Genomic DNA, 25,594 nt, shown 5'->3' on the forward strand with positions numbered 1-25,594 from the left:
ACCTCACCTCTCCAGTTGCACGGACGCGGCGGCCACGACGTCGGCCGCCTCGATGTCCGCCAGACCGGGGTCCAGACGCGCACCGTGCGGGTCGCCGCGCCGGCCGGTCCACAACACCGTGTGCAGATGTCGGTCCACCCGCGGACCCCACGTCCGCGGCGGTGTGGGCCCGAACAGCACCACCGATCGCGTCCCGAACGCCGTTGCCAGATGGGCGATTCCGGTGTCACCGCAGACGACCAGCCGGGCATGCGAGACCAGCGCGGCGAGTTCGCCGAGCCGACACGGGACCGCACGCCGGACCGGGACACCCGATCCGACGGCCCGGCACACGTCGTCGACGAGTCCGCCTTCCCCCGGACCCCCGGTGACCACGACGGCTCCCCCGTACGCACTCCACAGTTCGCGAATCACGGCGGCGAACCGAGCTGCGGGCCAGCGGCGGGCCGCGCTCGCCGCGCCGGGGTGGACCACGATCGCACCCTCGACGGGCGCCGATCGGGGTCGTCGGATCCGCAGTTCCGTCGGATCGGCGGGCACCCCGTGGTGCCGCAGCAGCGCGCACCAACGATCGACCTCGTGCAGATGCTCGTCCCATTCCGGGCCGTCAGCGCCGATGCCCGGATCGCGATGACACCAGACGCCGCCCGGTCCCGCGCCGCGCAGCAACGTCGTGCTCTGCGGGCCCCGGCCGTGGAGATTGACGGCCAGGTCGGGACGGGTGTGCACGGCCATGGCGCGCAGCCCGGACGTCGGCACGATGTCGTCGATCCCGCCGATCAGGCCGACGAGGTCCCGCAGCCCGATCGGCGTGGCCAGGCGCAGACGTGCGTTCGGGAACTCGCGCCGCAGCGCACGCAACGCCGGGACCGCGGTCGCCAGGTCACCCACCCCGAGCGCACGCAGCACCAGCACGTCGCTCACGGCCACGACGACTCTTCGGAGGCGCACACGACCATCTCGCGGATCTCGCACCCCTCCGGCTGCCCCAGCGCGTACATCACGGTCGCGGCCACGTCCTCCGGCCGGTTCAGGTGGGCGTCCGGGGGCGGACGGTACTGCGCGGTGCGCCCGTCGAAGAACGACGTGTCCATGCCACCGGGCACCAGCAGGGTCACGCCGTATCGTCCCGCCGTCTCCGCCGCGAGTGCCCGGGTGAAACCGACGACACCGAACTTCGCCGCGCAGTAGGCAGTCGCGTCGCTCACCGCCTTCAGACCAAGGGTCGAGGCGCACGTCACGATGCGGCCGGACGGGCTGGCCAGATGCGGCAGTGCCGCACGGACGACGGCCGCGGTCCCCATCAGGTCGACGGCGACGACGCGCTCCCAGTCGGCTGCGGCGACCTCGTCCAGCCTGCCGCAGCAGTCGATGCCGGCGGCGGTGAACACCCCGTCGAGTCGGCCGCCCACGCTGCCTGCGAGTTCGGCGGTGGCCTCGGCGACCGCCGAACTGTCCGCGATGTCCACGAGCCGATAGGCGTGTTCCGCGTCGGGCACCGCCATATCGAGTACGAGCGGCGTTCCTCCCGCCTTGGCGACGGCGGTCGCGGTCGCGGCGCCCAGGCCCGACGCTCCGCCCGAGATGAGCACGTTGCCGATGTCGATCACGGATTCCTCCCTTCGGATCCGAGACCGGCCCGGCCCCGGAAAGCTTCGTGATGCGATTCGATCGCGGCGACGACCTTGGTGGTCGAGTAGTCGCCGAGCGGCGGGACGGTGCGGACCTCGCCGCCGTTCCGCCGCACGGTCTCGGCCTCGGGGAGATCGGCCGGTCGATAGTCCCCGCCCTTCACCCACACGTCCGGTCGCAACCGCTCCAGCAGGCGGGTCGGCGTGTCGTCGTCGAACACCGCCACCGCGTCGACGGTGTCGAGTTCGCGCAGCATCGCCGCGCGCACGTCCTGCCCGAGCACCGGGCGCCCGGCCCCCTTCAGCCCGCGGACGGACGAATCAGAGTTCAGGCACACCACCAGTGCGTCGCCGAGTGCCGCGGCCTCGCGCAGCAGGCGGAGATGACCCGGATGGACCAGGTCGAAGCACCCGCCGGTCGCCACCAGCCGGCCTCCGTCCCGGTGCACGCGATCGGCGAGTGCGAAAGCGTCCGAGCAGGATCGGCTCGGACGACGAACCCGGCTCGATGCCGCCCCGCGGTCCACGGAGGCCATCGACCCCGCGCCGCCCGCGGACACGAACCGGGACGCGTGATCGACCGCGACCGTGACCGCTTCGGTCACCGACGCACCACCGCCCAGCGCGGCCGCGGCCGCCGCGGCGAAGCGGTCGCCGGCGCCGCACGTGTCCGGCCGGCCGGTCCGCAACGTCACCGGCGTCTCCGGGACCGGGACCACGTGGACCCGCCGCCCCCGTTCGACGACGGTGGCACCGGCCGGGCCCTGGGTGATCGCAACGGCTCGTGTTCCCCACTGCCCGAGCAGGCGCCGCCCGGCCTCGGCCGGCACCAGCGCGTCGGCGCCGCCGCCGAGCGCACCGTAGGCCTCCCGCAGATTCGGCGTCGCCAACGCGCACTCCGCGCCGGGAGCCGCCCCGCGCGGATGCGGATCCCAGACCACCGGAGCCACCCGGGCCCGGGACGCGACCAGGGCCCGGAGGCCCCGATGCCGCGTCGTTCCTCGCCCGTAGTCGGCAACGACGATCGCGTCCGCCCCCGCCAGCGCTCGCTCGACCGCGGAGGTCACGGGCGTGCCTGCGGTGGTGCCGTCGCCGGAGTCGATCCGCAGCAGGTGCTGGACGTCGGTACGGATCCGGGTCTTGGTCACTGTCGCCCCCAGCAGGTCGATCGGGACCACGTCACAGTGTTCCGAAACGAGTTCGACCAGTCGCCGCCCCTCGGCGTCGGCGGCCACCGCTGTCACCAGCACCACCTCGCCGACGTCGCGGGCCGCCAGCACGGCGGCCAGCGCGGCGCCGCCCGGACGCACCCGGACGCTGTCGGTGTCGAACACCGGGACCGGCGCCTCCGGCGACAGCCGGTCGACACGGCCCTCGAGGTCCACGTCGAGGAGCGAGTCCCCGAGCACCACGACGCGGGTCACTGCTCGAACCTCAGGGCGGTGTCGATCTCGGCGCACAACGCGTGCACGAGAACCAGGTGGATCTCCTGCACCGTGGAGACCCGGGGCGCGTCCACCGCGATGGCCTCGTCCACCACCGCCGCCAGCGGGTTGGGTTCGCGCCCCGTCATGGACCACGTCGTGACACCCAACTCGTGGGCCGCCTTGGCTGCGGTGAGGACGTTCGGACTGCGGCCACTCGTGGACAGGCAGAGCAGCACGTCGCCGGCGCGGGCATGGGCGCGGACCTGGCGCGCGAAGATCTCGTCGAGGCCGTAGTCGTTGGCGATCGCCGTGGCCGACGAGGTCTCGGCGTGAAGAGCGATCGCGGACAGTGGCATCCGCTCCCCTTCGAACCGGCCGACGAGCTCGCCGGTGAGGTGCTGCGCCTCCGCCGCACTGCCGCCGTTTCCACATGTCAACAGCCTCGCTCCCGAGGGCAGGACCGCGGCGAGATGCCGGCCCCACCGCTCGAGGCGGGGCGTCGCCGCGACCACGCCGTCCAGGGCCGCGTGAAGTTGCGCTGCATGGTCGTCGAGGTGCTCGGGCATCGGGGCCTCCCAGTTCCGAGTACGGGCGATCACGGGCTACCCGTGCCGACCGGCCCCAAACACCGACCTTGCGGATTCCGCGGAACATGCGTGAGCCCGCCCCGGCCTGGGTATCCGCAGGCATGACCGAACCGACTGCGCTCGCTCTCGTCTGCACACTCAAGGCTTCTCCGGCCCCCTCCAGCAGCGACCTGATCGCCCGGCAGGTCCTCGCCGAACTCGAAAAGCACGGCGTCTCGGGACGCACGATGCGGGTCGTGGACCATCACGTCGCTCCCGGCGTCGAGAAGGACATGGGAGAGGGCGACCAGTGGCCGACACTGCGCCGCGCGGTCCTCGAATCCGACATCGTGCTGATATCGACGCCCACGTGGCTCGGACAGATGTCGAGCGTCGCGAAACGCGTCCTCGAACGTCTCGACGCCGAACTCTCGGAAACCGACGACGAGGGGCGTCCGATCCTGTTCGACAAGGTCGCGGCAGCCGCGGTCGTCGGGAACGAGGACGGCGCCCACGCCATCGTCGCGAGCCTGTTCCAGGCATTGAACGACATCGGCTTCTCGGTGCCGGCCCAAGGTTGCACGTACTGGAACGGGGAGGCGATGACTCCCGGCGACTACAACGATCTCGGCGACGTGCCCGAGGCCGTGGCCTCGACGAACGCGACGCTCGCCGCGAACGCGGCACACCTCGCTCGCGTGCTGCGGGAGAACCGGTATCCGGCGACCTGACCGAACCGGTCGCCCAGCGCCGACGCCTTCAGGGTGTGCCCATGGCGACGGCTGAGACCGCCTCGCTGAGCCTCGGCAGACCTGATCACATGTTCACGACGCGCGATCGAGCGCCATCTCAATGGCGGACGCGAAGTGGCGGACGCGGGGGCTCTCGTTATCGTCGCGCCAGACCAGCGCGAGCGCGGAATCGGGAAGCCCGTGCACGGGTACGAAGGCGATGTCGGCCCGCTGACTGTATGCGGCCGTCGCCGCACACAGAAGGAGACCGCCGCGGTGGGATGCAACCTGCGAAAGCCCCTCCTGAACCGTGCTCGCCCCTCCCCTCGTGTGAATCCGCACTCCGCCCGGTGTCGATCGCGGGGAGTGCGCGCGTCGCCAATAATCCGGCGCGGGACCGGTGATCGGCACCAAAGTGATCTCCGCCAATTGCTCGGCCCTGAGTTCTCCCGCTCCGGCGAACGGATGGTCGACCGAGACCGCCAGCGTCTGAGGTTGACGGGAGAAGACGAGACCGGTCACCAACTCGGGCTCTTCGACGGGAAGCAGTACCACCGCAGCATCGATGCGACCGGCCAGCACATCACTGAACGGATCGCCCAGCGGCAACTCCCTGATGTGTACAGAAGTGCGCGGGTGCTGCAATTCGAATTGACGGATCGCCCTCGCAATCGAATCGTAGATCGCACCCTGAAAGCCGACTCGGAGCGGCGTCGTCGCATCGCGTGCGCGCAACTTCGCCTCTTCGACGACATTGACGAGTGCGCGATGGGCAGGCGCCAAGGAAACGAGGAAGTCGGCCCCGAACTCGGTGAGTTGGACTCGTCGGCTCGTGCGTGTCACCAGGCGCGCACCCATGCGCCGCTCCAATGCGCTGATCAACTGACTCACGCGGCTCTGCGAGATGCACAGCCGCTCTCCGGTTCGTCCGAAGTGCAGTTCCTCGGCGAGAGTGAGAAAGCACTCGATCTCGCGCATGGGTAGCTCCGACACCTCGTCACCCCGATCTCTCGAACCCACCGTCAGCGGATCTTCCCACCCTATCGATGAATCTCGCTAATGAGTCGATGATCGATTCGCCGTTGATCACTCTGCGGCGCGCCGGTTCCCTTGTCGTATGTCTCCCTCCGCACCGACACCGATGTCACGACAGAACTGCCCGACTTCTCGCTCCTTGCAGACCTCGGAGCTTCCGAACCGGAACCACTGGGGAGCAGTAGCTTTGGTCGCGTCGGCCACGTTCGTGGTCGTCGCGGCGGAGATGATGCCCGTCGGACTTCTCACACCCATCGGCGCCACGCTGGCCGAAAATGAAGGGACGATCGGTCTTTCGCTGACGATCACAGGCTTGGTGGCTGCCGCATCCGCCCCGTTCATCCCGGCCGTTACCAGCCGAATCGACCGACGGTCGACGCTCATCGTCCTGATGTTGCTTGTTGCGACTGCGAACGCCCTCACCGCCCTCGCAACAAGCTTCACCGTGCTCGCGGTCGCACGTGTTCTTCTCGGACTGAGCATGGGTGGAGTTTGGGCACTCGCCGCAAGCATGGGTCCCAGGCTGGTTAGGGGCAGTTCCGTCGGGATCGCGACCACCGTCATCTTCAGTGGAATCGCCGTCGCCTCGGTTGTCGGTGTTCCAGCCGGCACCTACATCGGCGACCGAGCGGGGTGGAGCGCAGCGTTCTGGACTCTCGCCGCAGCCGCGACCGTGATCGCCCTCGCGATGCCCCTCGTCGTGCCGAATATGCCGTCCGAAGGCGTTCTACAACTCGGGAGTCTCGCGGCAGCCCTTCGATCCCCGGGAGTCCGGTCGGGACTCGCCCTTACCGCCTTCCTCGTCACCGCACACTTCGCCGCCTATACCTATATCCGTCCGGCCCTCGAATCCTTCACCGACATAAGCGCTTCCTTGATCGGCGCACTGCTCCTCATCTACGGCATCCTCGGCGTCGTGGGCAATTTCACCGCTGGGCCGATTGCCGTGAAGGCTCCGAGCAAAGTGGCGGCCGTCATCAGTTTGGGAATCGCCGCGACACTAGCCGCATTCCCTGTCGTGGCAACCACCGCGACGGCTGCCGCCTTGCTGATGGCCGCATGGGGCCTGTTCTACGGAGGAGTATCCGTGGGAACTCAGACGTGGGTCGCTCAGTCGACTCCCCATCGGGAAGCCGTATCCGCCCTCTGGGTCGGCATCTTCAATGCAAGCATCGCGTTCGGCGCCTTCGGCGGCGGACAGGTCTATGACCGCGCCGGCCCCAGTCTCGTTTTCTGGATCGCCGCAGGAACCGCGTCGATCGCCTTGCTGTTCGCAATAGCCGGGAATCCTTCGAATCCGCGGAAGCAAGCCGGTCGGCGCGTCGGAGGTCGAGTGACCCGGGCCGAGCGTCATCATCGGACGGGCACCCGGACAATTCACCGGCCCGGCGGGGCGGCCGCCTTCGTCGTGGGCGAGCGTCCTGGCAGCGGCACCGCTCTGGCTCCCCCGCGCCGCCGTATCCGCCGAATCTGAGTCACAATCGATTCCCGTGACGACGGTTGAGGAAGTAGCGCCCGATGTGTTCCGTGGCAGCGGAACGCATGTGAACTTCGTGCTCCTGCGAGATGGTGACGCGCTCACTCTGATCGACGGCGGCTATCCAGGCGATGTGGCCGCGGTCGACGGGGCGATCCGATCGCTGGGCCGGCGGCCGGAGGATGTGCAGGGCATGCTGCTCACGCATGCGCACGTCGACCACATGGGCGCGATCGTCGCGTTCCATGAGCGCTACGGAATTCCCGTCTTCACCGATCCCACCGAGGTGGCGCACGCGCGTCGGGAGTACCTCGAGCAGGCCGCCGGTAGGGACTTCATCCCGATGCTGCACAGGCACGGCGTGCTGCCGTGGCTGCTGCGCATCGCCCGCGCCGGTGCCACCAGGTCGGTGTCCGTGAACGCGCAGGCCGTCACCTCCGGTCGCCCCCTGGACCTCCCGGGCGGCCCCGTGCCGGTGGCCACCCACGGCCACACTTCCGGGCACACCGCGTTCCATCTGCCGCAGCACGGTGTCATCGTCACCGGTGATGCCCTGGTCACCGCACATCCGCTGTCAAAGACTCAGGGCCCGCAACTGCTTCCGCCGGTCTTCGACCACGGTCACGGGGACACACTCGCAGCAGCACTCGACCACCTCGCGACGCTGAATGCGGACACCGTCCTGCCGGGCCACGGCCCAGTGGTGTCGATGGCGATCGCGGCCGCCGTCGATCTGGCGCGTGAAACCGCGCGCTCGCGCGCGTACCCGGTGTGATCGTCGCATTGCTGCGAGCATGGGGCCATGAGCGCCGAACCGGGTGAACTGTGGACGATCGGGCACTGGACCTGCCCGCCGTCCGTCGTGCTCGACACGCTCACGCAGGCCGACATCGACATGATCGTGGACGTGCGGAAGATGCCGGGATCGCGGCGCAGTCCGCAGTTCGACGCCGACGAGATGACCGCGTGGCTGGGTGCCGCAGACATCGAGTACCTCCATCTCACCGAGCTCGCCGGTCGGCGGCCCAAGCAGCACGACGTCGACCCGACGATCAACGCCGGCTGGCAGAACACGAGCTTCAAGAACTACGCCGACTACACGCTCACCGCAGGTTTCGACGCGGGCCTGAAGCGACTCACCACATTGGCCGCCGATCGGCACGTCGCGATCATGTGCGGCGAGCCGATGCCGTGGCGCTGCCACCGCCTGCTGATTGCGAACACACTGACCGCCCGCGGCTGGAGCGTGGTGCATCTGGTGAACAACGCCGCGCCACGGCCGCATCGGCTGGGGCAATGGGGCGCGGCTGCGTTGGTGGGCCCGGACGGGGTGGTCACCTATCCGCCCGACCCGGCGCCTGCGGCCGGATCACCGTAGCCGCCGCCTCGGAGCTGTCGGTGTGTGCGCGGCAACCTGCGGCGCCTACTCCGACGATCCGATCCGAACTATGTGGTCCCACCAGACGGCGTCGCTGTCCGAGTGACGGCGAGCACCGCCGCCAGACCCTCCTGCAGATCCCGGACGAAATAGTCAGGGACCTCCAGCGACAGGAAGTGACCGCCGGTCTCGGGTTCCTGCCATCGGACGATCCGCCTATACCGCTGCTCCGCCCACGGGCGTGGGCACTTCTCGATGTCGCGGGGATACATGGTGATCGCGGACGGCACGTCGACCCGAAGCTCGGGATCGAGCGAGTTGTGGCTCTCGTAGTAGATGCGGGCCGCCGAGGCGCCGGTCCGCGTCAACCAGTACAGCGTGACGTCGTCGAGGATCGCGTCCATGGAGATCGTCTCGAAGGGGCTGTCCTCGGTGTCCGACCACTCGGCGAACTTGTCGAGGATCCACGCGAGCAGCGCCACCGGGGAGTCGACCAGCGAGTAGCCGATGGTCTGCGGCCGCGTGGACTGCTGCTTCGCGTACGCCGCCCGGTGGTGCCAGAAGTCGCGGGTCTCCTCGGTCGACCGGCGCTCGTCCGCCGTCAGCCCGTCCGTGGACAACCCCGGCGGCGCCTCCGCGAACAGGGTGTGGACGCCGAGAACGTGCCCCGGGACCGGCCCGCGAGCACCGTGGTGATGTTGCCGCCCCAGTCGCCGCCGTGCGCGAGGAACCGGTCGTAGCCGAGCCGTCCCATCAGCTGTACCCAGGCGGCCGCACGGCTGACCGACGTCACCCCCGATCGGGGTGATGACGATGTTGATCGCCCATTCAAGGTTCGCGTCGCCGACAGTGGTGCCCCCGCTCGACGCGAACCCGGAACGGGCGGCCTCCCGACGGCGCTCGGATCACCAGACGCCGGTCGCCATCAGGATGAGCGCGACCACCACCGCGGCGAAGACGATCACGATGAGACCGACCACCACGATCGTGGCGGCACCAGTCGCCGGAAATCCGTGGCGGGTGTCGGGCTCGTGCTCCGACACACCCGAGGTTCCGCCGGATGCGGGCGGAGTGGACCCTGCGGGCACGCCCCCACCTGGTTCCAGGTCCGGGGTGTTGCGGGGGTCGGGGTCGGGGCTTTCGGCTGCGCGTGGATCGGTCATCTCGTCCTCCTGGTCGCCTTTGGATCCGAGTACCCAGGGGCGCCGCGAGTCATTCGCCCCGAGTCCCGTCGGTTTCCGAAATCGGTGTTTGTGCGGGCGTCGCAGCGGCTAACCGAAACGGGTGGAGCGCGGCGATCCGGGCCGGTGGGGTACCGGGCATGTCCCTCCCCCGTACGAAGGACAGGTCATGAAAGGTGGCATGCGAGTCGCACTCGGTGTCGCGGCCGGCTACTTCCTGGGCCGAACGCGAAAGATGAAGGTTGCGCTGATGCTCGCGGGCGCGGGAGCGACGGGACGTCTTCCCGACAACTCACGCCAACTGGTTCGGGAAGGAATCAAACGGCTCGGGGAGTCCGCCGAGGTCGGCAAACTCACGGAAAGTGTCCGGGGTGAACTCACCGACGCCGCAAAGCGGGCGGCGGTCGCGGCCGCGAGCAACCGGATCGACGCCCTCACCAACCGCATCGAAGGTGTCGGGTCCGGCGTGGGCGAGAGCGTCGGCAAGGTGGGCGAGGACGTCGGCGACACCGTCGGCAAGGTCGGCGAGGGCTTGCTGGGCGGCGGGAAGGACGACGAAGACGAGGAAGAGCAGGACGGAAAGGCCGAGAAGGGCGAGAAGGGCGAGAAGGACACAGCCACAGCCGAATCCGCGACTCCGAAGTCCACTTCCTCTCGGCAACGGACGAAGCGGACGAAGTCCGCAGCAGACACAGATGACGCCGATACGGGAGATGCCGGCGGCACGGAGAGCGACGAGGACGTGGGATCCGATCACGAAGAGGGCCGGGACGACGCGGCCCCCCGGCGCAGGTCTTCCGCGCGCGGCTCGGCGGCGCGACGCGGCACGCCGCGCACACGTAAGGACTCCGAGTCCACGTCGCGCACCCGCACGCGGTCCGCGACGGCCGCCGATGCACCCGTGCGACGGACCGGGAGGTGAGGGTGATGACCACAACGCAGGAAGGGACCGACGAGAAGGCAACCACGCCTGGCGCGGATCAGCTCAAGTCGTCCCTGCAGCATCTCGTCGGCGCCGTCGCCCAGAAGGGGGTGAAGTCGCTGACCGACACCGTCTCGTCGACCGTGGGCAATCTCGACCAGTTCACCGAGGGCGGCGGAAGTGGAGGTCTCGCGTCCGCCGTGACCGGGCTGGCGCAGGGCGAGTCGCCCGCGAAGGTCGCGCTCAAGGCCGGCATGTCGTCGGTGACCGGAAAGATCAAGGAGAAGGGCCAGGACCTCAAGCAAGCGCTCACTGGTGGCGGCAAGGGCAAAGGTAAGGGCAAGAGGGACAAGATCACCAACATCGTCGAACAGATCGACATCGGCGCACCGGTCGATCTGGTGTACGACCAGTGGACCCAGTTCGCCGACTTTCCCCGGTTCATGAAGAAACTCGAGCAGGTTGAACAGATCTCGGACGAGAAGCTGAGGTGGAAGGCGCAGGTCTTCTGGTCCCACCGCTCGTGGGAGTCCACCATCCTGGAACAGGTTCAGGACGAACGCATCGTGTGGCGTTCCAAGGGCGACAAGGGGTATCTCGACGGCGCGGTCACCTTCCACGAACTCACACCCGACCTCACCAGGGTGCTGGTCGTGATCGAATACCACCCGCAAGGCTTCTTCGAGAAGACCGGCAACATCTGGCGGGCACAGGGACGTCGAATCCGACTCGAACTCAAACATTTCCGCCGCCAAGTCATGATCCAGACCCTCCTGCACCCGGACGACGTCGAGGGCTGGCACGGCGAGATCCGTGACGGCGAGGTGGTTCCCGAGGAGGACCTGGACGAAGAACCCGAAGACGAGGACACCGAGGGCGACGAGGGCGACGAAGAGGAACCCGACGAGTACGACGAGGTGGACGAGGAGCCGGACGAGAACGAAGACGAGGAACCGGAGGATGCGGAAACCGACGACGGTGAGCGAGCGGAAGCCGGTTCCCGGAAGGAGTAACAGATGACCATGGTGCAAGGGGGCGGCGGTGCCGGCGGCCCGAGTTCCCAGAGCCTCGCGGACGTGGTGGACACGATCCTCGACAAGGGCCTCGTGATCGACGCGTACGTACGGGTCTCTCTGGTCGGCATCGAACTCGTCACGATCGATGCGCGTGTCGTGGTCGCCAGCGTCGACACGTACCTACGATTCGCGGAGGCGGTCAATCGCCTGGAGATCTCGGAGACTCAGCCCAAGGGACTGCCCGACATGGTGCAGGACATGACCACGGGCGTCGCCGAAGGCAAGACGAAGGGCGCCATCGAGGCGGCCGGCGAGAAGGTGCTCGACTTTCTCGGTGGCTCGCAGGACGAGCGTGAGCCGCAGCGACGCGGGCACTCCGGCGGAGGCAAGGACCGATGAGCGAACAGGAATCCGCACCGGACGGTGGTGGCCCGGTGGTGTACGTGTACGGACTGGTTCCCGCGGACGTGGAAGTGAAGGAGGACGCCACCGGTATCGGCTCGCCGCCCCGGCCGCTGAAGATCGTCCACCACGAGGACGTGGCCGCTCTGGTCAGCGAGATCGACCCGGACACCCCGCTGGGCAGTTCCGACGACCTGCGGGCCCATGCGGCCGTCCTCGACTCCACCGCGACGGTGGCACCGGTTCTGCCGCTGCGCTTCGGCGCCGTACTCACCGATACCGATGCCGTGGTGGCCGAACTTCTCGAACCGTATCGGGACGAGTTCCACGAAGCGCTCGAACAGCTCGAGGGCAAGGTCGAGTTCGTGGTCAAGGGCAAGTACGTCGAGGACGCGATCCTCCGCGAGATCCTCGCCGACGACCCGGAGGCGGCACGACTGCGCGACGTCGTCCGCGAACAACCCGAGGACACGACCCGCGACGAGCGGTTGGCGCTAGGCGAACGAATCAGCCAGGCACTGACGGCCAAACGCGAGCAGGACACCGGGCGCATCGTCGAAGCTCTCGAACCCGCGGCGACCGCCGTGGCACCACGGGAGCCGACCGACGACGAGGAAGCGGGTTCGGTGGCCGTACTGATCTCCGCGGACGGGGTGGACGAACTGGACAAGGCCGTGGCGCGGCTGATCGACGACTGGCAGGGGCGCGTCGAGGTCACGGTGACCGGTCCGCTGGCCGCCTACGACTTCGTGAAGACGCGGGCGCCGGGTACCTGACATGGGACTCTTCTCCGCCATCTTCGGACTGCCACTGGCGCCCGTCCGGGGCGTCGTGTGGATCGGGGAGGTCGTACGCCGGCAGGTCGAGGAGGAGACGACGAGCCCTGCCGCCATGCGCCGGGACCTCGAGGCGATCGAGGAAGGCCGCCGTTCCGGTGAGATCTCGGAGGACGAGGCCGCGCAGGCCGAGGACGAGATCCTCCACCGGGTCACCCGCCGTCGGGACGCCGGCGGCTCCGGAGAGGAGTAGTGAGCGATGAGCGGGCCGCGAGATCCGGACGAGCCCACCGACCTGACAGCACCGCAGGCCGCCGCGGAGGCGGCGCGGCAGATCGCCGCGCTCACGGGGCGGACGCCCATCGGAGCCGTGTCGGTCGCGCCGAGCGACGAAGGGTGGTCCGTCGAGGTGGAGGTCGTCGAGGATCGCCGGATCCCGTCGTCCTCCGACGTCCTCGCGATCTACGTGGTGGTCCTCGACATGGACGGCATGCTGCTGTCCTACCGGAGGAGCCGCCAGTACACGCGCGGTCGGTCCGAGAAGGGGGCACAGCAGTGACGAGGTCGGGCAGCGGAGCGAACTACCCACAGCAGTACAGCCAGGGGCTCGGCGGGGCGGGCCACGAGCCGGCCAATCTCGGCGACATCCTCGAACGGGTCCTCGACAAGGGCATCGTGATCGCCGGGGACATCCGGGTCAATCTCCTGGACATCGAACTGCTCACCATCAAGCTGCGCTTGGTGATCGCCTCGCTCGAAACGGCGCGCGAGGTCGGAATCGACTGGTGGGAACACGATCCGTGGCTGTCCGGGAACAACCGCGATCTGGAACTCGAGAACGAGCGTCTGCGCGCGCGCATCGAGGTTCTCGAATCCGGCGAGAGACGGGTCGCGGACGTGACCGACCCGCACCGGGCGGTGCAACCGGCCGAGTCACCCGCCGCGGAGGTTCGCGACGATGACTCCTGACGACGGCGTGTGGGTGTACGCCGTGACCGGTGACGGCCCGTTCCCCGGCGGTATCTCCGGTATCCGCGGGGTGGCCGGCGAGGAACTCCGTACGGTAACCGACTCGGGGTTCACGGCCGTCGTGGGCACTGTTCGCCTCGACACGTTCGGCGAGGAAGCTTTGCGGCGCAATCTCGAGGATCTCGACTGGCTGGCCGACACGGCCCGTCGACACGACGCGGTCGTCGCCGCCATCTGCGCGGGCGGTGCCACCGTGCCACTCCGCTTGGCGACCGTGTACTTCGACGACGATCGGGTCCGAACGATGCTGCGCGACAATGCCGAGCAACTCGGCGAGGCACTGCAGCAGATCACCGATCGGTCCGAGTGGGGCGTGCGCGCCTACCTCGAGCGACCGCGCAGCGAACCCCGAGACGCGCGTGAGAAGACCGGACGCCCCTCCGGCACTGCGTATCTCATGCAGCGGCGCGCACAGGTGGCCGCCCGAGAGCAAGCCGAGTCCGCGGCGGGCCGACGAGCCGACGAGATCTTCGCCGAACTGGCACGGTGGGCGGTGGCCGGCGTCCGGCAACCGCCCTCTCCCCCGGACCTCGCGGGCCGTCGTTCCCAGGAGATCCTCAACACGTCGTTCCTGGTCGACAACGGCCGCCACCGCGAGTTCGTCACGGCCGTCGAAGAACTCGACGCGCGACTGAGCGATGTGGACCTGGTACTCACCGGCCCGTGGCCGCCGTACTCGTTCACCTCCGTCGAAGCGAGTGCGCGGTGAGCGCCACCCCGGACCGTCGGATCGCGCTGGTCGATCTCCTCGACCGAGTCCTCGGCGGAGGCGTCGTCGTCGCGGGCGAGATCACCCTGTCGATCGCAGACGTCGACATGGTGCACATCTCCCTGCGCACGCTCGTGTCGTCGGTCAGTGCGCTGACCCGGCCACCCGACGAGAAGCCGGAGAATGCCGGGTGAGCGAATCGAGCGGCGGTCCGACGTCGAACGAGCGTGCCGGCCCGCACGATCGGTCGATTCGCCAGCGGATCGACTCGGATCCCGAGTCGGTCGAACGCGGGCTGGTCGCGTTGGTCCTCACACTCGTCGAACTGTTGCGACAGCTCATGGAGCGGCAGGCGCTGCGCCGCGTGGACGCCGGTGATCTCTCCGACGACCAGATCGAACGCATCGGCACGACGCTGATGCTGCTCGAGGAGAAGATGGAGGAATTGCGTGAGCATTTCGGACTCGAACCCGAGGACCTCAACATCGACCTGGGCCCGCTCGGCCCGCTGTTGGCGGAGGACTGACCGCCGGCAGTGGCGGGAGCCGGCATGAACCGCACATCCGTCGTGATCGCCACACGCGACCGGCCGATCGAGCTGGCCCGGACACTCGACCGCATCGGTGCAGACTGTCCTGCGACACCGATCGTCGTGGTGGACAACGCCTCTCGGGATCCTCTGCAGCGCTGGTTGAAGACGCGCCACCCGGACGTCGAGGTGATCCGGCTCGACACGAACCGGGGCGCAGCCGCCAGGACGGTCGGCGCCCGCCGGGCCGGCACAGAGTTCGTGGCCTTCTGCGACGACGACTCGACGTGGGAGCCCGGCGCCTTCGCCGTCGCCGAAGGCATGTTCGATGCGTATCCGTCGGTTGCAGTGCTCGCCGCTCTCACCCTCGTCGGGGATCAGCAGCAACCGGACGCGATCACCGCCGCGCTTGCCGGCAGCCCGCTCCCCCACACCGAACCGCTTCCCGGACCCCGGATCCTCGGCTTCCTCGCATGTTCGGCGATCGTCCGGCGCGCGGCGTATCTGGGTGTGGGCGGATTCGATCCACTGCTCCACTTCGCCGGCGAGGAACGGCTGCTGTCCCTGGACCTGGCAGTACACGGCTGGGATCTCTGCTATTCGAACCGGCTGGTCGCGCGGCACTTCCCGTCGCAGGTCCGTCCCCCGTCGGATTGGCGGCGGCGCCGCGAGATGCGCAACGACGCCCTCACCTCGTGGATGCGCCGACCGTTTCCCGCCGCCCTCGGATCGTCCGGGCGGTTGCTCCGGCGCGCGCTCGCCGACCGTTGCGCCCGCGGTGCCGCCGGCGAGGTGGCGCGCCTGCTGCCCGCGGCGCTCGCGCGCCGACGGCCGCTGCCGGCGACCGTCGAGCGCGACATCCGACTGCTCGAAACTGCACCCGCTCTTCGTCCGGAGGTCTCGTCGTGAGCGAACGCGCCACGGTCGTCGTCATCACCTACAACCGCCGCGACGAACTACGGCGCACCCTGCGGGCGATGACCTCGCTACCCGACGCGGCGCCGATCGTTCTCGCCGACAACGGCTCGAGCGACGGCAGTGCAGCCATGGCCGAGGCGGAGTTCCCCGACGTCACCGTCGTGCGGTTGCCGCGGAATCTCGGCGCGACCGCCCGCAACATCGCGGTGGAGCAGGTGTCGACGCCCTACGTGGCGTTCTGCGACGACGACACGGTGTGGCAACCGGGTGCGCTCACCACCGCCGCCGACGTCCTCGACGAGTACCCGGGCCTGGCGACGGTCACCGGCCGTTGCCTCGTCGAACCGACGCTGACGGAAGATCCCCTGACCCCTGAGCTGCGCAACTCGCCGGTCCCGGGCCCGGACTGGATGCCCGGTCCGACGCTTCTGGGCATCATGGCCGGGCTGACGATGATCCGCCGTCGCGCGTTCCACGAGGTCGGCGGGTTCGAGCCGCGGATGTGGCTGGGCGGCGAGGAGGAGCTGCTCGCCCTCGACCTCGCCGCTGCCGGGTGGTGGATGTGCTGGCGCGAGGACGTCGTCATCCACCATCGGCCCTCGACGTCGCGTGACGCCCGGCGTCGGCGCCAACTGGGAATCCGGAACACGTTGTGGACGCTGTGGCTGCGCCGTCCGGTGCGCTCCGCGCTCCGTCGCTCGACGCAGATCGTCCGTTCGGCGCCGGCCGACCGGTACACCGCTCTCGCGGTCCTCGAGGCAGTGCGGTCGCTGGGCTGGGTGGTCCGCAACAGGGTCGTCGTCCCGAGTCGGGTCGAATCCGGTCTACTCGCCCTCGAGGACGCCCAGGTGCACTCGGCGGCGCGACGCTACGTGGGCTGACCTGCTCCGCAACACCTTCGGTTCGGTTCCGACACGGGATTTCACGATTACCTATCCATAGAGTTTGAAATTCGCTGGATCGGTAACCCTCCCCACATGAGCGATCGGAGCGACGCGCGCAACATCCTCGTGTGGCACGTGCACGGCTCGTGGCTCGACGCGTTCGTCCGCGGTGGACACCGGTATCTCGTACCCACGCTGCCCGGCCGCGGTCCATGGGGACGAGGACGGATGGGCCGCGACTGGCCGCCGAACGCGGAGGAGATCGTCCCACGCGACCTCGAGAACGCGGACGTGGACCTCGTGGTGGCGCAGAATCCGGGCGAGGTACCGCTGGCCGCCCGGTGGCTGGAGCGCCTGCCCGGACGCGACGTTCCTCTGGTCTACGTGGAGCACAACACCCCGGGTGGGCACGCCCCCACCACCCGGCACCCGATGGCCGATCGTGACGACCTGACACTCGTTCACGTCACCCACTTCAACCGCACGATGTGGGACTCGGGGGCCACGCGCACCCGCGTGATCGAGCACGGCGTCGTCGACCCTGGTGCCCGCCACAGCGGCCGCCTGGCCCGGAGCGCGACGATGATCAACGACCCGGTACGGCGGTGGCGGGCCGTCGGCACGGACCTGCTACCGAAACTGGCGTCCGCCGCCCCCGTCGACGTGTTCGGCATGCGAACCGGCGAACTGGCGCGCAGAGCCGACATACCTCCTTCGGTCTCGGCCGGAGGGGACCTCGGCCGCGACGCGCTGCACGACGCGGTCGGGGAGCGCCGCGTGTATCTGCACACCGCGCGCTGGACGTCCCTCGGATTGTCGCTGATCGAGGCGATGATGCTGGGAATGCCTGTGGTCGCGCTCGCCAGCACCGAGGTGGCCGTCTCGGTACCCCCCGAAGCCGGAGTCGCCGCCACCGACCCCGACCGAATGGTCTCGGCAGTGCACCGCTTCGTCACGGATCCCGCGGATGCCGCCGAGACGGGCCGCCGCGCGCGGGCTTTCGCGCTCTCGAAATTCGGACTCGAACGTTTCCTGCACGACTGGGACGTCCTCATCGACGAGACAACACGCCGACCACTGTGCGCCAGGAGGTAGCGAATGAAGATCGCGATGATCTCGGATCACGCCAGCCCGCTCGTCGCGATGGGCGGGGTCGACACGGGAGGACAGAACGTCCATGTCGCGGCGTTGTCCGCCGCGCTCGTGCGGCGGGGTCACGACGTCGAGGTGTTCACCCGGCGGGACGACGCCACCGTCCCGGAACGGGTCCGCTCCGAGGACGGCTACGACGTGGTGCACGTGCCGGCCGGGCCCGCGCGGAGAATCCCGAAGGACGAGCTGCTACCCCACATGCAGGAGTTCGCCCTCGGTCTTCGCGATCGTTTCGCGCGGGCACAGTTCGACGTCGCGCACTCACACTTCTGGATGTCCGGCCTCACCGGCCGACTCGCGAGCCAGGCATGCGGGATACCACTCGTGCACACGTTCCACGCGCTGGGCATCGTGAAGAAGCGCTACCAGGGCGCGGCGGACACGAGCCCGCCGGAGCGGATCCCGTTGGAGTGCAAGATCGGCCAGAGTGCCGACGCCGTCGCGGCGACGTGCTCCGACGAGGTGTTCGAACTCGTCCGGATGGGCATCCCCCGCTCACACATCACCGTGGTCCCGTGCGGGGTCGACACGGACGAGTTCCGCCCGGACGGGCCCCGGGCCCCACGGGGCGACCGGTTTCGCGTCGTCACGGTGGGACGCCTGGTGCAGCGCAAGGGATTCGATGTCGCCATACGCGCGCTGGTCGCGCTGCCGGGCGCCGAGCTGGTGATCGCCGGCGGGCCGGTGGCGGGATCGGTGGACGAGGACGCAGAGGGATCGCGGCTGCTGCACCTCGCCGACGAACTGGGCGTACGGGATCGCCTGGCGATGCCCGGCCAGATTCCCCGCGCCCGGATGCCGGAACTGCTGCGCTCGACGGACGTGGTGGTCTGTTCGCCGTGGTACGAACCGTTCGGGATCGTCCCGCTCGAGGCGATGGCGTGCGGTAAGCCGGTGGTCGCCAGTGCCGTCGGGGGACTCACCGACTCCGTCGTCGACGGGGTGACCGGGGTGCACGTGCCGCCCCGGAACGCCGACGCCCTGGGCCGCGCCCTGCATCGGCTGCTCACACAGCCCGTGCAGTGCGAGCAGTTGGGACACGTCGGGCGGGACCGGGCGGTGCAGCGCTTCGCGTGGAGCCGGGTGGCGGGCGAAACCGAGCGCGTGTACGAGTCCGTGCTCCGCCAGGCGGTTCCCCGCGCGGCCGGCGGGGTGGGCCGATGAACGCGCCCGGTGGTCCGCGCCGTCGTCGGGTTCTGGTCACCGGCGGAGCCGGCTTCCTCGGTCTCCATCTCTGCACGCGCCTGTCCAGACGGGGCGACTCGGTGATCTGTCTCGACGACTTCTCGACGTCGGCCCCGTGGGCGCGATCGACCCTGGAAGCGCTCGACCGCGTGACGGTGATCGACGGTTCCGTGACGGATCCTCCGCCCCTGCCCCGCCGAATCGACCTCCTGATCCACCTCGCCTGTCCCGCGTCGCCGCGCGACTACCAGGACGATCCGGTCGGCACCCTCGCCACCGGTGGTCTCGGAACCCTCGAGATGCTCGAACGTGCCGAGGCTTCCGGCGCTCGCTTCGTGCTGGCGTCGACGAGCGAGGTGTACGGCGATCCGCAGGTGCACCCGCAGGTGGAGTCGTATCGCGGCAATGTGGACCCGGTGGGCCCGCGCAGCATGTACGACGAGGGCAAACGGTTCGGCGAAGCCCTCGCGTCCGCGTTCCGCCGCCAGTACGACACCGACACCGCGATCGTGCGCATCTTCAACAGCTACGGTCCCGGCATGCGGGCCGACGACGGGCGCATGGTGCCGGCCTTCGTGTGCGCGGCCCTCGACCGCCGCCCTCTACCGGTCGCGGGGAACGGACGTCAGACGCGATCGCTGTGCTACGTGGACGACACCGTGGCGGGCATTCTGGCCATGTCGGACAGTCGGCATCCCGGTCCGGTCAACATCGGCACCGATCACGAGATGTCGGTGCTGGATGTCGCCGCAGTCGTCAACCGGATCGCGCACTCGGACGCTGGTGTCCGCTTCCTGCCCTCGGCCCCGGACGACCCCCGGCGACGGTGCCCCGACGTCGAACGTGCCCGCAGTCTTCTCGGTTGGCGCCCGCGGGTGACGCTGGAGGAGGGCATGCGCCGCACCGTGGACTGGTTCGCCCGCACGGCCCGGGCACAGTCGGTCGCCGGCGCTCCGGCGAGCACCCGAGGGGGTTCACTGTGAAGATTCTCGGTGTCAACGCGGTGTTCCACGATCCCGCCGCCGCCGTCGTCGACGACGGCCGGGTGATCGCCGCCGCGGAGGAAGAGAGATTCAGCAGGCGAAAGCACGGCAAGCGGCCGTACGCCTTCTCCACGTGGGAAATTCCCGAGCAGTCCATTCGATGGTGCCTGGCCGAAGCCGGACTCACCGCGCAGGACCTCGACGCCGTCACGTACTCGTACGATCCCGCTCTGGTGGATCCGGAGCTTCCCGGCACCGAACAGGACTGGGAGTTCCTACGCACGATGTACGCCGAGCGTTTCCCACGGTTCCTCAGGACGGTCCTTCCCGACGTCGATCCCTCGATCGTCCGCTTCGTTCCCCACCACCTGACCCACGCCGCGTCGGCTGCGCTCGCCTCGCCGCATCAGGATTGCGCGGTTCTGGTCGCGGACGGGCGCGGCGAGTCCTCGTCGTATCTCGCGGGCGAGTTCCGGGACGGAAAACTGACACAGCTTGCCTCCCAGAGCCTTCCGCACTCCCTGGGGCTGATGTACGAGGATCTGACCGAGCACCTGGGGTTCGCGCGGTCGAGCGACGAATACAAGGTCATGGCCCTCGGCGCCTACGGGACCCCGCGCTTCCTGCCGGAACTGCAACGCCTCGTCACCACCACCGACAGCGGCAGCTTTCGGATCGAGCCGATCGAATGGGACGCGCTGGCGCCCCGGCGACGTGCCGGGGGCAGTTGGACCTCCGCGCAAGCAGATCTCGCGTGCAGTGTGCAGCGTCGCCTCGAAGACGTCCTGCTCGCGCTGGCTCACTGGCTGTACGACCGAACCGGGAACCCCCACCTTGCGCTCGCCGGGGGTGTGGCGTTGAACTGCGTCGCCAACACTCGGTTGCACGCGGAAGGACCTTTCGACGACGTGTGGGTCCAACCGGCGTCAGGTGACGCGGGGACCGCACTGGGCGGCGCACTACTGGCCGCCACGGAACTCGGCGATACCCCGGCCCATCCCGCCGGGTACGACCTCGGACGGGCGTGGACCGACACGGAACTCGAGGACATTCTCGTGGCCGCGGCCGTGCCCTACGAGCGCCCGACGGACATCGCAGATGCAGTCGCCGAGGCGATCGCACGGAACCAGGTGGTCGGATGGTTCCAGGGCCGAAGCGAATTCGGGCCGCGCGCGCTGGGCCACCGCTCGCTACTGGCGCACCCCTCCCCGGCCGCGAACATCGAGCGGCTCAATGCGGTGAAGGGCCGTGAGCAGTTCCGGCCGGTCGCCCCGATGGTCGCCGTGGACCGCGCGTCCGACATCTTCGGCCGCGGCCCCGTTCCCAGCCCGTACATGTTGTTCGTCCACGACGTCGCGCCGGAATGGCGGGAACGGCTGTCGGCGGTCACCCACGTCGACGGTACGGCCCGCATCCAGACCGTCGATCCCGTCGCCGAACCGCTGCTGCACCGGATGCTGGCGGCGTTCGAGCGCCGAACCGGAGTCCCCGTGGTGGTCAACACCAGTTTCAACACCGCGGGCCGGCCGATGGTCGATTCGCCCCGGGACGCGCTGGAGTGCTTCGGGTCCGCCCCGATCGATCTGCTCGCGATGGGTCCCTTCGCGGTTCGGAGGCCGAGGTGACCCCGCGCGAGTTGCGCTACACCGTCGTGATTCCGACGGTGCTGCGGCCGAGCCTCGACGTTCTGCTGCGAGCGCTGGCGGGCACCGACGGTCCGCAGCCATCCGAGATCATCGTGGTCGTGGACCTGCCCGACCGAACGGGCTCGCAGGTCTCCGGCGGGGCCGGGAGCGTCGACAGCGGTGGGCCCCCGGTGCGATGGCTCTCCTCCGGGGGCCACGGTCCGGCGGCCGCACGCAATCGTGGCTGGCTCGCCTCCCACGACCCGTGGGTCGCCTTCCTGGACGACGACGTCGTCGTCTCTCGCGACTGGGCGCGGCGGCTCGCCGAGGACCTCGCCGGGCTGGGACCGGAGGCTGCCGCGTCCTACGCCCGGATAGAGGTCCCGGCGCCGATCGGACGGCGCCCCACCGACGACGAGCGGCGCACGCTGGCGCTGCGCAATGCGCAGTTCATCACCGCGGACGCGGCTGTCCGCCGATCGGCCCTGATGGCGGTCGGAGGGTTCGACGAGCGGTTCCCGCACGCGTATCGGGAGGACGCGGACCTCGCACTGCGCCTGATGTCGGCGGGATTCACCCTCCACACCGGATCGCGCGTCACCACCCATCCGATCGGCCGCGCTCGCGCTCTCGCCAGTCTCCGCGCCCAGACCGGTAACGCCGACAACGCCCTCATGCGTCGCAGGCACGGGCCGGACTGGCGTCGCACCGCGGGCGAGAGCGGGGGCCGACTCGGGCGGCACATGTTCACCACTTTCTGTGCGGGTCTGGCCGCGGCCGCGGCGGTCTCGGGACGGCGCCGAGTCGCTGCCACTGCCTCCGCGGCGTGGCTCGCCTCCACCGTCCGGTTCGCGCTCGTGCGGGTGGCGCCGGGCCCCCGCACCGCCCGAGAAGTGCTCGAGATGTCGGTCAGCAGCATCCTCGTCCCGCCGGCGGCGGTAGCCCACCGGATCCGCGGGGAGATCGCCGTGTCGAAGGCCGGAACAGCGATTCGGTCGCCCGTCCTCGCGGTCCTCTTCGACCGCGACGACACGATCATCCACGACGTTCCGTACCTGTCCGACTTCCGCAAGGTCGAGCCCGTGCCGGGCGCCGCCGAGGTGCTGTCGCGGCTGCGGGCCACCGGGGTGCTCGTCGGCGTCGTCTCGAACCAGTCCGGGGTCGCGCACGGACGGATCACCGTCGGCGAGCTTCGGGAAGTCAACGACGAAGTGGAACGACGGCTCGGCCCGTTCGACACCTGGCAGATCTGCGTCCACTCGGGACGGGCCGGCTGCGCGTGCCGCAAACCGATGCCGGGCTTGATATTCCGAGCCGCTGCGGACCTGGGCGTGCCGGTGGAGCGCTGTGTCGTCATCGGGGACACGGAAGCGGACGTCGAAGCCGCTCGCACCGCAGGAGCAGTGGGGATCCTCGTACCCACGGCACGCACGCTGCCCGCCGAAGTGCACCGGGCCCACAGCCACGGCAGGCTGGCCCCCGACCTCGCGACGGCCGTCGCACTCGCAGGACTGGGCCGGGGCAGGACCGCCGACTCGTGACCGGCCTCCACACACTCGTCGTGCGCCAGGACAATCTGGGCGACGTGCTGCTCGCCGGTCCGTGTGTGCGCGCGGTCGCGGCCGGATCCGGGCGTGTCACGCTGCTCGTGGGTCCCCGCGGGAGTGCCGCCGCGGCACTGCTTCCCGATGTCGACGAGGTTCTCGTGTGGGAGGCGCCGTGGATCGACCCGGAACCGGTGTGGCCCGGCTCCGACTCGGTACTCGACCTCGTCGACCGGTTGCGGCGGCGCCGATTCGATCGCGCCTTGATCCTCACCTCGTTCCACCAATCCCCACTCCCGACGGCCGTGCTGCTCCGGATGGCGGGAGTGCCGTGGATCGCGGCCATCTCCGACGACTACCCGGGGGCTCTGCTCGACGTCCGCCATCGTCTCGATTCCGATGTACCGGAGGCCGAGCGGGCGCTGGACCTCGCCCGGCGCGCCGGATTCCAGCTGCCCCGCGGCGACGACGGCCGCCTGCGACTGCGCGCCGAGCTGCCCGATCCCGCGCCGTTCGTCGGGCCGGAACCGTACGTCGTCGTGCATCCAGGCGCCTCGGCGGCAGCCCGGACCGCGTCCGCCGGTTGGTGGGCACGAACGGTCCGGTCACTCGCCCTTCGCGGGCATCGCGTCGTCGTCACGGGCGGACCGGACGAGTCCGCGCTGACGCGAGCCGTCGCCGGTTCCGCGATCGATCTCGGGGGACGGACCACGTTCGCGGAACTCGCAGCGGTGCTGCGATCCGCCGCCGTGACGGTCGCGCCGAATACCGGGGCAGCCCATCTGTCGGCGGCCGTCGGCACTCCGGTGGTGTCGTTGTTCGCTCCGATCGTTCCGGTCGAAAGGTGGGGGCCCTACGGAATCCGCAGCATCGTGCTCGGCGACCAGCACGCCCCGTGCCGGGGCTCGCGCGCACGACGGTGCGACCTGGCGGCGCACCCGTGTCTGGACGCGATCGACCCGCGAGATGTGGGTGGTGCAGTGGAGAAGCTACTCCGCAACTCTTCCCTGGAGCGCGAGTATCCGCGAGTTTGGAAACAGGGCACGACGGGAATCCTCCGATCGAAGCCACCGACCGGACCCACCTGTCAGGCCCAGTTTCGAAACGAGGAGTCATGAGCGAAGCGTGCCTCTCCACGAGCAGAAACCAGGAGCCCGCGCCTGTCATCGAGCTGCGCACGCCGGCCGAGCCGATCCAGCTGGCCCCGATCCGGGGGGTCACGGCATCGCTGGCCGAACGGTGCGACATGACCCTCGACCAGTTGGCCGATCTGAGGCTCGCCGTCGACGAGGCCTGCAGCACTCTCTTCCGGATCGCGCTACCCGACAGTGACATCGTGTGCACGTTCCGGGTGCGGGCCGACACCTTCCGATTCGCCGCCTGTGTCCCGACCTCCCGTCCCGCAGTGGACGGAGAGTACGAGCAGACGTTCGGTTGGCACGTACTTCGCACCCTCACAGACGATCTCGCGCTCCATCGACACCACGGCAACGGCGACGGCCGCGCCTCCACCGTCACGATCTCCTTCACCGTGGAATGCGGGGAGCACATGTGACGCCCCGGACTACGGACCGGCCCGACGAGTACAGCGACGTCAAACCCATGTTCGCGTCGCTGCAAGCGCTTGACGAAAACGACCCTGGTCACGCGGAACTACGGGAATCGATCATCACCCGGTGCTTGCCCCTCGCCGAGCACATCGCTCGACGCTTCGACCGCCGCGGCGAGCCCTTCGAGGATCTGGTGCAGGTCGCCAGCATCGGCCTCGTCAACGCGGTTGACCGCTACGACGTCGAGCGTGGCTCGGACTTCCTCGCCTTCGCCGTGCCCACGATCATGGGAGAAGTGCGGCGCCATTTCCGGGACACCGGCTGGGCGGTCAGGGTGCCGCGGCGCCTCAAGGAGCTTCACCTGGACCTCGTCAAGACGTCGTCGCAGTTGTCCCAGCGCCTCGGACGGTCTCCCACCACCCGCGAGATGGCGGAGGAACTGGGAATCGAGGTCGAGGAAGTCGCTCAGGGCCTGCAGGCCGCCAACGGATATCAGGCACTGTCCGTCGACGCCGCCGCGGGCAGCGGCCCCGACACCGGTTCGACGCTGGGCGACCTGTTGGGCGACAACGATTCGGATATCGCCGGTGTCGAGGACCACGAAACACTGCGGGTCGTCCTCGAAGGACTGCCCGAACGGGAACGAACGGTCCTGTTGCTCCGCTTCTTCGGGAACCAGACGCAGTCCCAGATCGCCGCGCACGTCGGCGTCTCCCAGATGCATGTCTCGCGGATCCTGTCCGACACGCTTGCCCGACTGCGTGCGCAGGTGGAGCGGTAGACCACGCGCTGTTCTTCCGGCATACCCGTTTCGTGAGCCTCGAAACCAGGGCAGACGCCGGTGACCTGTACACCGGGACGCGTCGGTGTTAGAAAGAAGAGAGGTTGAGCACACAGCCTGTCCACATCGGAGACGGGCGCATCTGTGGCCGTCGATCGAGTGA

Annotated in this window: 30 protein-coding genes and 1 pseudogene; 24 read left to right on the forward strand and 7 right to left on the reverse strand. The window is 69.3% G+C overall.

Annotated features, from left to right (window positions below; translation table 11 throughout):
* Window positions 1–3 precede the first annotated feature (3 nt).
* Genes C7H75_RS13705 through C7H75_RS13720 form a run of 4 tightly spaced genes read right to left on the reverse strand, consistent with a single transcriptional unit; the run spans window position 4 to window position 3,624 of the window.
* Window positions 4–930, reverse strand: coding sequence for a glycosyltransferase family 9 protein (locus C7H75_RS13705; RefSeq protein ID WP_084845008.1), 927 nt, complete (start codon window positions 928–930; stop codon window positions 4–6).
* Entirely contained in the window at window positions 921–1,610 is a 690-nt protein-coding gene (locus C7H75_RS13710; RefSeq protein ID WP_084845009.1) for an SDR family oxidoreductase, read from the reverse strand. Before C7H75_RS13710 ends, C7H75_RS13705 begins: the two co-directional genes overlap by 10 nt.
* The gene (locus C7H75_RS13715; protein ID WP_084845010.1) at window positions 1,607–3,055 is read right to left on the reverse strand and encodes a PfkB family carbohydrate kinase; all 1,449 of its coding nucleotides are present in this window, start codon (window positions 3,053–3,055) and stop codon (window positions 1,607–1,609) included. Before C7H75_RS13715 ends, C7H75_RS13710 begins: the two co-directional genes overlap by 4 nt.
* A complete protein-coding gene (locus C7H75_RS13720; protein WP_084845011.1) occupies window positions 3,052–3,624 on the reverse strand; it encodes a D-sedoheptulose-7-phosphate isomerase in 573 nt (190 codons plus the stop codon). The genes C7H75_RS13715 and C7H75_RS13720 overlap by 4 nt, the downstream gene beginning before the upstream one ends.
* Before the next feature lie 122 nt (window positions 3,625–3,746).
* Here C7H75_RS13720 and C7H75_RS13725 point away from each other — a divergent pair, with 122 nt between their 5' ends.
* Window positions 3,747–4,355, forward strand: coding sequence for a flavodoxin family protein (locus C7H75_RS13725; RefSeq protein ID WP_084847051.1), 609 nt, complete (start codon window positions 3,747–3,749; stop codon window positions 4,353–4,355).
* A 93-nt stretch (window positions 4,356–4,448) separates the two neighbouring features.
* On the opposite strand, the gene C7H75_RS13730 is transcribed toward C7H75_RS13725, so the two are convergent.
* Complete coding sequence (locus C7H75_RS13730) at window positions 4,449–5,333, reverse strand: LysR family transcriptional regulator (protein WP_106851461.1); 885 nt, start codon at window positions 5,331–5,333, stop codon at window positions 4,449–4,451.
* Window positions 5,334–5,577: 244 nt separating this feature from the next.
* Here C7H75_RS13730 and C7H75_RS13735 point away from each other — a divergent pair, with 244 nt between their 5' ends.
* The 3 genes from C7H75_RS13735 to C7H75_RS13745 are packed head-to-tail and all read left to right on the forward strand — an operon-like array spanning window position 5,578 to window position 8,245.
* Complete coding sequence (locus C7H75_RS13735) at window positions 5,578–6,864, forward strand: MFS transporter (RefSeq protein WP_233281763.1); 1,287 nt, start codon at window positions 5,578–5,580, stop codon at window positions 6,862–6,864.
* Between the two features lie 16 nt (window positions 6,865–6,880).
* The gene (locus C7H75_RS13740) at window positions 6,881–7,642 is read left to right on the forward strand and encodes an MBL fold metallo-hydrolase (protein ID WP_084866523.1); all 762 of its coding nucleotides are present in this window, start codon (window positions 6,881–6,883) and stop codon (window positions 7,640–7,642) included.
* A 27-nt stretch (window positions 7,643–7,669) separates the two neighbouring features.
* On the forward strand, window positions 7,670–8,245 hold the full coding sequence (locus C7H75_RS13745; RefSeq protein WP_084866522.1) for a DUF488 domain-containing protein: 576 nt from the start codon (window positions 7,670–7,672) through the stop codon (window positions 8,243–8,245).
* 68 nt (window positions 8,246–8,313) lie between these two features.
* Here the strand turns inward: C7H75_RS13745 and C7H75_RS13750 are convergent.
* Both C7H75_RS13750 and C7H75_RS25740 read right to left on the reverse strand, forming a co-directional pair.
* A pseudogene (locus C7H75_RS13750) lies at window positions 8,314–9,020 on the reverse strand (alpha/beta fold hydrolase); the annotation flags it as partial.
* Window positions 9,021–9,150: 130 nt separating this feature from the next.
* Complete coding sequence (locus C7H75_RS25740; RefSeq protein ID WP_080559245.1) at window positions 9,151–9,408, reverse strand: DUF6480 family protein; 258 nt, start codon at window positions 9,406–9,408, stop codon at window positions 9,151–9,153.
* Window positions 9,409–9,607: 199 nt separating this feature from the next.
* Between C7H75_RS25740 and C7H75_RS13755 the strand changes: the two genes are divergently transcribed.
* The 20 genes from C7H75_RS13755 (at window position 9,608) to C7H75_RS13850 (ending at window position 25,431) form a co-directional block, all read left to right on the forward strand.
* On the forward strand, window positions 9,608–10,348 hold the full coding sequence (locus C7H75_RS13755; RefSeq protein WP_022596286.1) for a hypothetical protein: 741 nt from the start codon (window positions 9,608–9,610) through the stop codon (window positions 10,346–10,348).
* A 5-nt stretch (window positions 10,349–10,353) separates the two neighbouring features.
* Window positions 10,354–11,361 carry an SRPBCC family protein gene (locus C7H75_RS13760; protein WP_081186914.1) on the forward strand — a complete coding sequence of 336 codons (1,008 nt, stop codon included), beginning with the start codon at window positions 10,354–10,356 and terminating at the stop codon, window positions 11,359–11,361.
* 3 nt (window positions 11,362–11,364) lie between these two features.
* Window positions 11,365–11,763, forward strand: a complete 399-nt coding sequence (gvpJ, locus tag C7H75_RS13765; protein WP_005512792.1) for a gas vesicle protein GvpJ — start codon at window positions 11,365–11,367, stop codon at window positions 11,761–11,763.
* Complete coding sequence (locus tag C7H75_RS13770; RefSeq protein WP_005512791.1) at window positions 11,760–12,542, forward strand: GvpL/GvpF family gas vesicle protein; 783 nt, start codon at window positions 11,760–11,762, stop codon at window positions 12,540–12,542. Before gvpJ (C7H75_RS13765) ends, C7H75_RS13770 begins: the two co-directional genes overlap by 4 nt.
* A gap of 1 nt (window position 12,543) precedes the next feature.
* On the forward strand, window positions 12,544–12,795 hold the full coding sequence (locus C7H75_RS13775) for a gas vesicle protein GvpG (RefSeq protein WP_022596291.1): 252 nt from the start codon (window positions 12,544–12,546) through the stop codon (window positions 12,793–12,795).
* Window positions 12,796–12,801: 6 nt separating this feature from the next.
* Window positions 12,802–13,101: a gas vesicle protein GvpO gene (gene gvpO, locus C7H75_RS13780; protein ID WP_005512788.1), complete on the forward strand. Its 300-nt coding sequence runs from the start codon at window positions 12,802–12,804 to the stop codon at window positions 13,099–13,101.
* Window positions 13,098–13,511 carry a gas vesicle protein gene (locus tag C7H75_RS13785; RefSeq protein WP_106851462.1) on the forward strand — a complete coding sequence of 138 codons (414 nt, stop codon included), beginning with the start codon at window positions 13,098–13,100 and terminating at the stop codon, window positions 13,509–13,511. Before gvpO ends, C7H75_RS13785 begins: the two co-directional genes overlap by 4 nt.
* Window positions 13,501–14,280 carry a GvpL/GvpF family gas vesicle protein gene (locus C7H75_RS13790; protein ID WP_064077968.1) on the forward strand — a complete coding sequence of 260 codons (780 nt, stop codon included), beginning with the start codon at window positions 13,501–13,503 and terminating at the stop codon, window positions 14,278–14,280. Before C7H75_RS13785 ends, C7H75_RS13790 begins: the two co-directional genes overlap by 11 nt.
* Window positions 14,277–14,474: a gas vesicle protein GvpJ gene (gene gvpJ, locus C7H75_RS13795; RefSeq protein ID WP_022596294.1), complete on the forward strand. Its 198-nt coding sequence runs from the start codon at window positions 14,277–14,279 to the stop codon at window positions 14,472–14,474. The genes C7H75_RS13790 and gvpJ (C7H75_RS13795) overlap by 4 nt, the downstream gene beginning before the upstream one ends.
* Window positions 14,471–14,806 carry a gas vesicle protein K gene (locus C7H75_RS13800; protein WP_372489642.1) on the forward strand — a complete coding sequence of 112 codons (336 nt, stop codon included), beginning with the start codon at window positions 14,471–14,473 and terminating at the stop codon, window positions 14,804–14,806. Before gvpJ (C7H75_RS13795) ends, C7H75_RS13800 begins: the two co-directional genes overlap by 4 nt.
* 24 nt (window positions 14,807–14,830) lie before the next feature.
* The gene (locus tag C7H75_RS13805) at window positions 14,831–15,718 is read left to right on the forward strand and encodes a glycosyltransferase family 2 protein (RefSeq protein WP_044991098.1); all 888 of its coding nucleotides are present in this window, start codon (window positions 14,831–14,833) and stop codon (window positions 15,716–15,718) included.
* Complete coding sequence (locus C7H75_RS13810) at window positions 15,715–16,608, forward strand: glycosyltransferase family 2 protein (protein ID WP_005512782.1); 894 nt, start codon at window positions 15,715–15,717, stop codon at window positions 16,606–16,608. Before C7H75_RS13805 ends, C7H75_RS13810 begins: the two co-directional genes overlap by 4 nt.
* Window positions 16,609–16,704: 96 nt before the next feature.
* Window positions 16,705–17,706, forward strand: a complete 1,002-nt coding sequence (locus C7H75_RS13815) for a glycosyltransferase (protein ID WP_106851463.1) — start codon at window positions 16,705–16,707, stop codon at window positions 17,704–17,706.
* A gap of 3 nt (window positions 17,707–17,709) precedes the next feature.
* Window positions 17,710–18,927: a glycosyltransferase gene (locus tag C7H75_RS13820; protein ID WP_106851464.1), complete on the forward strand. Its 1,218-nt coding sequence runs from the start codon at window positions 17,710–17,712 to the stop codon at window positions 18,925–18,927.
* Window positions 18,924–19,931: an NAD-dependent epimerase/dehydratase family protein gene (locus C7H75_RS13825; RefSeq protein WP_106851465.1), complete on the forward strand. Its 1,008-nt coding sequence runs from the start codon at window positions 18,924–18,926 to the stop codon at window positions 19,929–19,931. Before C7H75_RS13820 ends, C7H75_RS13825 begins: the two co-directional genes overlap by 4 nt.
* A complete protein-coding gene (locus C7H75_RS13830; RefSeq protein WP_106851466.1) occupies window positions 19,928–21,556 on the forward strand; it encodes a carbamoyltransferase family protein in 1,629 nt (542 codons plus the stop codon). The genes C7H75_RS13825 and C7H75_RS13830 overlap by 4 nt, the downstream gene beginning before the upstream one ends.
* Window positions 21,553–23,097 carry an HAD-IIIA family hydrolase gene (locus tag C7H75_RS13835; protein WP_106851467.1) on the forward strand — a complete coding sequence of 515 codons (1,545 nt, stop codon included), beginning with the start codon at window positions 21,553–21,555 and terminating at the stop codon, window positions 23,095–23,097. The genes C7H75_RS13830 and C7H75_RS13835 overlap by 4 nt, the downstream gene beginning before the upstream one ends.
* Window positions 23,094–24,218: a glycosyltransferase family 9 protein gene (locus C7H75_RS13840; protein WP_106851468.1), complete on the forward strand. Its 1,125-nt coding sequence runs from the start codon at window positions 23,094–23,096 to the stop codon at window positions 24,216–24,218. The genes C7H75_RS13835 and C7H75_RS13840 overlap by 4 nt, the downstream gene beginning before the upstream one ends.
* The gene (locus tag C7H75_RS13845; protein ID WP_081122102.1) at window positions 24,215–24,655 is read left to right on the forward strand and encodes an ATP-binding protein; all 441 of its coding nucleotides are present in this window, start codon (window positions 24,215–24,217) and stop codon (window positions 24,653–24,655) included. The genes C7H75_RS13840 and C7H75_RS13845 overlap by 4 nt, the downstream gene beginning before the upstream one ends.
* A complete protein-coding gene (locus C7H75_RS13850) occupies window positions 24,637–25,431 on the forward strand; it encodes a SigB/SigF/SigG family RNA polymerase sigma factor (RefSeq protein ID WP_175271636.1) in 795 nt (264 codons plus the stop codon). Before C7H75_RS13845 ends, C7H75_RS13850 begins: the two co-directional genes overlap by 19 nt.
* Window positions 25,432–25,594 lie beyond the last annotated feature (163 nt).

Source organism: Rhodococcus (subgen. Prescottella) equi (assembly GCF_003013675.1).
GTDB lineage: Bacteria > Actinomycetota > Actinomycetes > Mycobacteriales > Mycobacteriaceae > Prescottella > Prescottella equi.